Raw genomic sequence first — 5,780 nt, 5'->3', positions numbered from 1 at the left:
GTCGATATTCTGATTTAACCCGAAAAATACTGGTTTTGGCGGCAATGCTATTGACCACGACTTGCTGCATCTTAGGTAAAGACAAGAGCCAAAATACAAGATTGATAGTCACCACGGACATCGGCGGGTCTGACCCTGACGACATACAGTCGTTGGTGCATCTCATGGTAATGCTCAACGATGTGGACTTAGAAGGTATAATATCGCAGCATGCGTGGGTGCCTTACGGAACCGGCGCAGACGAATACATAGAGGCTGTCATTGCCGCCTACGAGCAGACATTGCCTAATCTGACGGTCCATGACAAGCGTTATCCCGAGGCTGAAAGCCTGAGGACCATTGTGAAAGTCGGACAGCACCAAGCCGCAATGGCCGGTGTGGGCGAAGGCAAGGACAGTGACGGTTCGGAATGGATTATCGAAGTGGTTGACAGAAAAGACAAACGCCCTGTTTGGATCGCGGCTTGGTCGGGCATGAATACCTTGGCTCAGGCGCTTTGGAAGATTAGCCACACAAGAACAAAAGAAGATGTGGAGAAGTTTGTCAGCAAGATAAGGGTGTACGATGTGTTGGGGCAGGACGATGCCGGGGCTTGGATCGCAAAGAATTTTCCGCAGTTGACTTACATCCGCAATAAGGAGATTTACGGTTGGCCGAAGGATGACGCTTGGTATCGAAAATATGTGCAAGAGGTGGGGTCTCTTGGCAAAGCTTACGCATCGCGGATTTGGGCCACGGAGGGAGATACGCCTTCGTTCCTTTATTGCGTCAATAACGGACTTAATTCCCCGGAAAACATAGATTATGGAGGCTGGGGAGGCCGATTCTCGCTCGAAAAGAAAGCGGATATTCCGTCTATGGACTGGGTAAAGAGGAATAATCTTGACGAGATGCAATACTCTCCTTACCTCATGCACGGCGCAGAGTCTGAGGGGAACATGGCCTTGACTCGTTGGGCGCAGGACGTACATAACGATTTCAAGGCTCGTATGCAATGGAGCGTCACAAACAGCTATTCGGAGGCAAACCATCATCCTGTCGCCATCGTGAATGGCGACAAGGCGCAAAGCATCATTCGCCTAAAAGGCAAGGCCGGACATTCTCTCACTTTGGATGCCTCAAAGAGTTATGACCCTGATCATGACGAACTTTCGTATAATTGGGAATATTACAAGGCACCGTCAACCTATCAGGGAGAAGTGAAAATAGAAGGAGCGGATTCAGTGAAGCCAACTATTATAATTCCTCAGGAGGCAAAAGGCAAGGCCATCCACATTATCCTCCGCGTGTCAGATAACGATTCCGAATATCCTTTATGTAAATATCGAAGGATTGTGATAACGGTCTGTGAATAAATAAGTATGGAGATACGGATTGTTGAAAGGCGGCGCGATGACCGCAGTACAGTTACCGCAACGCGCCGGTGGCTGTGGAGGAGGCCGGCGACGAGGTTGTTGGCTTGTGCGTGGCCTACAATGGCGGGCGGTTGTAAGAGTTGAGGCCCCGTCGCTCCTATATGCACTCTAAAAATACCAATCGGGGTTCAGTCTTTTATCGCTGAAACCCATGTTTTTTTATACCTTGGCACATTACTTTCCATGATTTCTTGTATCTCTGTTCCCAATCGGCGGGGAGCGGCACGCTACCCGACGAGATAGAAGATGCTCTCGGGACCCATGTTGAAAAGCAGGTCGAGGATGCTCATATTGGGCAGGAAACCGTGCTTGCGTGCATACACCTGATAGTAAGGGCGAGGCTCGAATTCGTCGTCGGGCACCGGATTTTTAGGGCGGATGGCGTCCCGATAGTCTATGACATGAGGCGGAAGGGCGTCCGCAGGCATATACTCATCGGTATACCGGATATCGGGGCGAATGTCGACAAGCTCGCAAATCTTGCGGCATATATCCATGTTCATGTCATGAAGGAATGTCCACCGACGCTCGAAAAACGGCTGTATATCGTCTGCATAGTATTCGAAAAACGGCGATTCGCTGTATGCGCTCAGCAACGCATGCCAGTGGACATGGCGCCAGTTGCCGTGATCGCTGATACGTATGTCTCTCAGGCAGTCGCTGTCGCCACGCACGACAGGTATGGTGAGAGCCTGCGGACCGTTGGCCGTGGCTATCACGCAACGGTTGCGGAACGTCTGTTTCTGATAATTCTCGCAGCCCTCCATCAGCACCGAGCCGTGACGTGCCAGCTTCTGATACCACTGGACGGGTCCGAAATATGTTGTGGATAGAATTGGATACATAGAGGATTTTGATGTTATATGGCAGGTGGCGGATGTCAATATGCCGGACGATTGATGTTAACACGGTAAATGCCAGATGCCAATACGGTAAATGCCAGCCATTACATGGCAGGTGACAACATGGAAAACATCAAGTGCCAGATCTCATATTTTTACCTTTCCACCATTTTACCTTTTTACCTTTAAGAATAGTCTGTCGGGGTCGTAGCCCTCGAATGGCGGCAATTTGTCGTCGTGATTGTACAGGATGAGGCATACACGGCCTATTATCAGGCTCTCGGGCACAAACCCGAAGACACGGCTGTCGGCGGTGTTCGCTTTGTTGAGCGACTCCATCCAGTAGCAATCCTCCTCGTCACAGTTTATTTTTCCGGGTACGGTGACCGTGCCGCCGGCTGTTCTCACCGTGTCGCCAGGCAATGCGGTGCAACGGCACACTACGATGCCCGATATCGAGTCGGACGGACTGTCGAAAGCGACGATGTCGCCCCGCCTCACCTCCGAGCGCCACAACCGGCCGTAACTGAACAGACTGCCGTTGCCACCCGCACGAAGGCCGTAGCTCCACCGGTTGACAACCACACGGTCGCCTCGCCTGAGCACCGGTTCGAGCGCATTGCCGTCGACGGTGAGCAGGGTGAAAGCCAGGCTGCGGAAAGCGAGCATGCACAATGCCGCCACCGCAAAAGCAAGTATAAACTTAAAACCGGCTTTCATACATCCTCCATCACATTATATTAATATCCGTGTCCGTATGTGTGGTATATCAGCTGCTGCCTGATATGCCCCGGCCGTCACCTGATGTTGTCCACAAAACGGAACAGCCTGTTCCAGCGCACTCCACCGAAGAAACTCTTGTCGGGATTTGACGACCACCAGATGAATATAGGCTTTCCCACGATATGGTCTTCGGGCACGAATCCCCAGTAACGTGAGTCGGCCGAGTTGTGCCTGTTGTCGCCCATCATCCAGTAATAGTCCATCTTGAAAGTATAGCTCGATGCCTCTTTGCCGTTGATGATTATCTTACCGTCGCGCACCTCGAGGTCATTGCCCTCGTAAGCACGTATAGGCCGCTCGTATATCGCTATGTTATCGAGCGTCAGGTCTATGCTCTTTCCCTTGGCCGGGATCCATATCGGGCCATAGTTGTCGCGAGTCCAGTGCATGTTTCCGTTCAGCGGATAGATGTCCCTGTCGGTTGCCGCGGTGTTGAGCTCTATGCGCTCCACAATATCCTTGCGGGCCGAGAGCGCCGCCACGGCCCGCTTTGTCAGCGGCATGTAACCGGCGGTGTTAAGGCTCTGCAGGTCTTCCATCGATATTCCAAGTTCATCCATCAGCCCGTCAGGAATGGCCTGACGCAGTTTTACGTAATAGGTGTACTGCACGTTGTCCGGCTCTTTGTTGGCCTTTCCGTCGAGATATACTATCCGGTTCTTTATCTGCAACGTCTGTCCGGGCAGTCCCACGCACCGCTTCACATAGTTCTCGCGACGATCCACGGGGCGCGTGTCTATCGCGCCGTATTCCTGCGGGTTGCCGGCTATGTATGAGCGGCCGGCCGCATACACGTCGCCGAAGTAGCGCAGGCGTTGCGTCACCGACAGCGAGTCGGGATCGGGGCCTTGCGGATATATCTGGTATCCGAGCCCGTAGCACATCATATAGAAATCCTGTGCCTGATACTGGGGCGCCGAACATATAGTGTCGCCGGCCGGGTAGTTGAATACGACAATATCATTAAGCTCCACCTTGCCCAATCCTTTCACGCGGCGGTACTCCCATTGCGGCCACTCGATATACGACTTGCATTGGAGCACTGGCAGGGTATGCTGCGTGAGCGGCATGGTAAGCGGCGTATGCGGCACCCTCGGGCCGTAGCTGACCTTGCTGACGAAGAGATAATCGCCGGTAAGGAGCGACTTTTCGAGCGAGCTCGACGGTATGACATAGTTCTGGAAGAAGAACAGGTTGATGAAATATACGGCCACGAGGGCAAACACTATCGCGTCGACCCACGACATTATGAACCGCACTTCGGGCGTGGGCGACTCTTTCCACCACTGCCATTTTATCTTTTTCGATATGTAAGCGTCGTATATGAACGGGACAACCACAAGTCCCCACCAGCTCTCCACCCACAGGAGGAAAGCCAGATAAAGCACAAGCACGGTGATAAACTTGATCCATTGCGTGCGCATGTTTATTTCTTTTCTCATCTTATATTTATTTGTCATTGGCTTTTATTTAAAGGGATGCCGGCGATAAGCAGGAGGGCTGACAGGTGTCTGCCGCAAAAAAAGCCGGAAGCTCCCCTTTCCTAAAAATCAAACATATCGCTTATCGTCAGCAGGCCGCTGTGGTCTTTGGTATACTCGGCGGCGAGCACCGCGCCCAGCGCAAACCCCTTGCGTGAGTGCGCGTCGTGTATTATCGTGATACGGTCTGCCTCGCTGTCGTATGATATGCTGTGTATTCCCGGTACCTCGCCGCGGCGTATGCTGTCTATACGCAACTTGTCGGCTGGAGTGTCTTTCGTGCCCTCCACGGTACCGTCGGGATTTGTCACCGTGCCAACCGTCCAACCGTCCTTGCGGTCCAGGCGGGCCGTTATCTCCTCGGCAAGCGTTATCGCCGTGCCGCTCGGGTGGTCGAGCTTGTGTATGTGGTGCACCTCCTCCATCTGCACGTCATACTGTCCGAAGCCGTTCATCATCTTGGCGAGATAGCGGTTTACGGCGGAGAAGATGGCGACACCTATAGAGAAGTTGGACGCCCAAAACAGCGTATGCCCCTCTTCGCCACACATCCGGCGCACATCGTCACCGTGGTCCTTCATCCATCCGGTAGAGCCGCTCACCACTTTCACGCCTTTATCAAACGCTTTGAGAAAGTTGCCATACGCAGCCTGCGGAGCGGTGAACTCTATCGCCACGTCGGCCGAGGCAAATTCGGGACTGTCGAAGTCATGAACATTGTCCACTTCGATTATACTTACGATTTCATGACCGCGGCTAAGGGCAATCTGCTCTATCATCTTGCCCATCTTGCCGTATCCTATCAATGCTATTTTCATGTCCAATTATTGCTTTATCTCGGCAAAGATACTGATTTTTAGCGACAAAGGGGCAATATTTACGAGGAAATTTGAGGATACGGAAGGTTCTTAAACACAAAAGGGCAAAGGGGATAAAAAACGATGGAAGACTGTGCCGGCGAAAAGGAAAAATATTTTTTTGCGAAGCCAGGCAGGCAAAGGAAGTTATCTGAGAGTTGATTTCTGTATATTGCTTTTTGAGCCACTCCCTTCCGTCCTCTGTTTTTGTCTTCCCGCCTTTCAGGCATACTCCCGGTTCACGAAAAGGCTTTTTTGTAATAACAATATCACGGATTTAACACTTTGTTTTTCGTCAAGATAGAAAACGAATACGATACTCACCGCTATATGCGGTGCGATATGCTTTTTATCGCAAGCAGGTCATTCTGCCGATTTTCCGCAACGGGATGCCCGTCGGAG

Annotated in this window: 5 protein-coding genes; 1 reads left to right on the top strand and 4 read right to left on the bottom strand. The window is 51.9% G+C overall.

From position 1 onward, the window contains the following. The coding region (locus MoGM_RS05740) for a DUF1593 domain-containing protein (protein ID WP_233210183.1) at positions 1-1,355 on the top strand (1,355 nt) is incomplete at its 5' end. A gap of 287 nt (positions 1,356-1,642) precedes the next feature. Here MoGM_RS05740 and MoGM_RS05735 read toward each other — a convergent pair. The 4 genes from MoGM_RS05735 to dapB form a co-directional block, all read right to left on the bottom strand. Further along, the gene (locus MoGM_RS05735; protein ID WP_104369159.1) at positions 1,643-2,260 is read right to left on the bottom strand and encodes a WbqC family protein; all 618 of its coding nucleotides are present in this window, start codon (positions 2,258-2,260) and stop codon (positions 1,643-1,645) included. A gap of 168 nt (positions 2,261-2,428) precedes the next feature. Beyond that, positions 2,429-2,977, bottom strand: coding sequence for a signal peptidase I (gene lepB / locus MoGM_RS05730; RefSeq protein ID WP_104369158.1), 549 nt, complete (start codon positions 2,975-2,977; stop codon positions 2,429-2,431). A 77-nt stretch (positions 2,978-3,054) separates the two neighbouring features. After that, positions 3,055-4,482 carry a signal peptidase I gene (gene lepB, locus MoGM_RS05725; RefSeq protein WP_371410506.1) on the bottom strand — a complete coding sequence of 476 codons (1,428 nt, stop codon included), beginning with the start codon at positions 4,480-4,482 and terminating at the stop codon, positions 3,055-3,057. A gap of 101 nt (positions 4,483-4,583) precedes the next feature. Further along, positions 4,584-5,339: a 4-hydroxy-tetrahydrodipicolinate reductase gene (gene dapB, locus MoGM_RS05720; RefSeq protein ID WP_104369156.1), complete on the bottom strand. Its 756-nt coding sequence runs from the start codon at positions 5,337-5,339 to the stop codon at positions 4,584-4,586. Positions 5,340-5,780: the final 441 nt, after the last annotated feature.

This window comes from Prevotella sp. MGM1 (assembly GCF_002933775.1).
Taxonomy (GTDB): Bacteria; Bacteroidota; Bacteroidia; order Bacteroidales; family Bacteroidaceae; genus Prevotella.
This window is presented reverse-complemented; position numbering and strand designations above follow the sequence as displayed.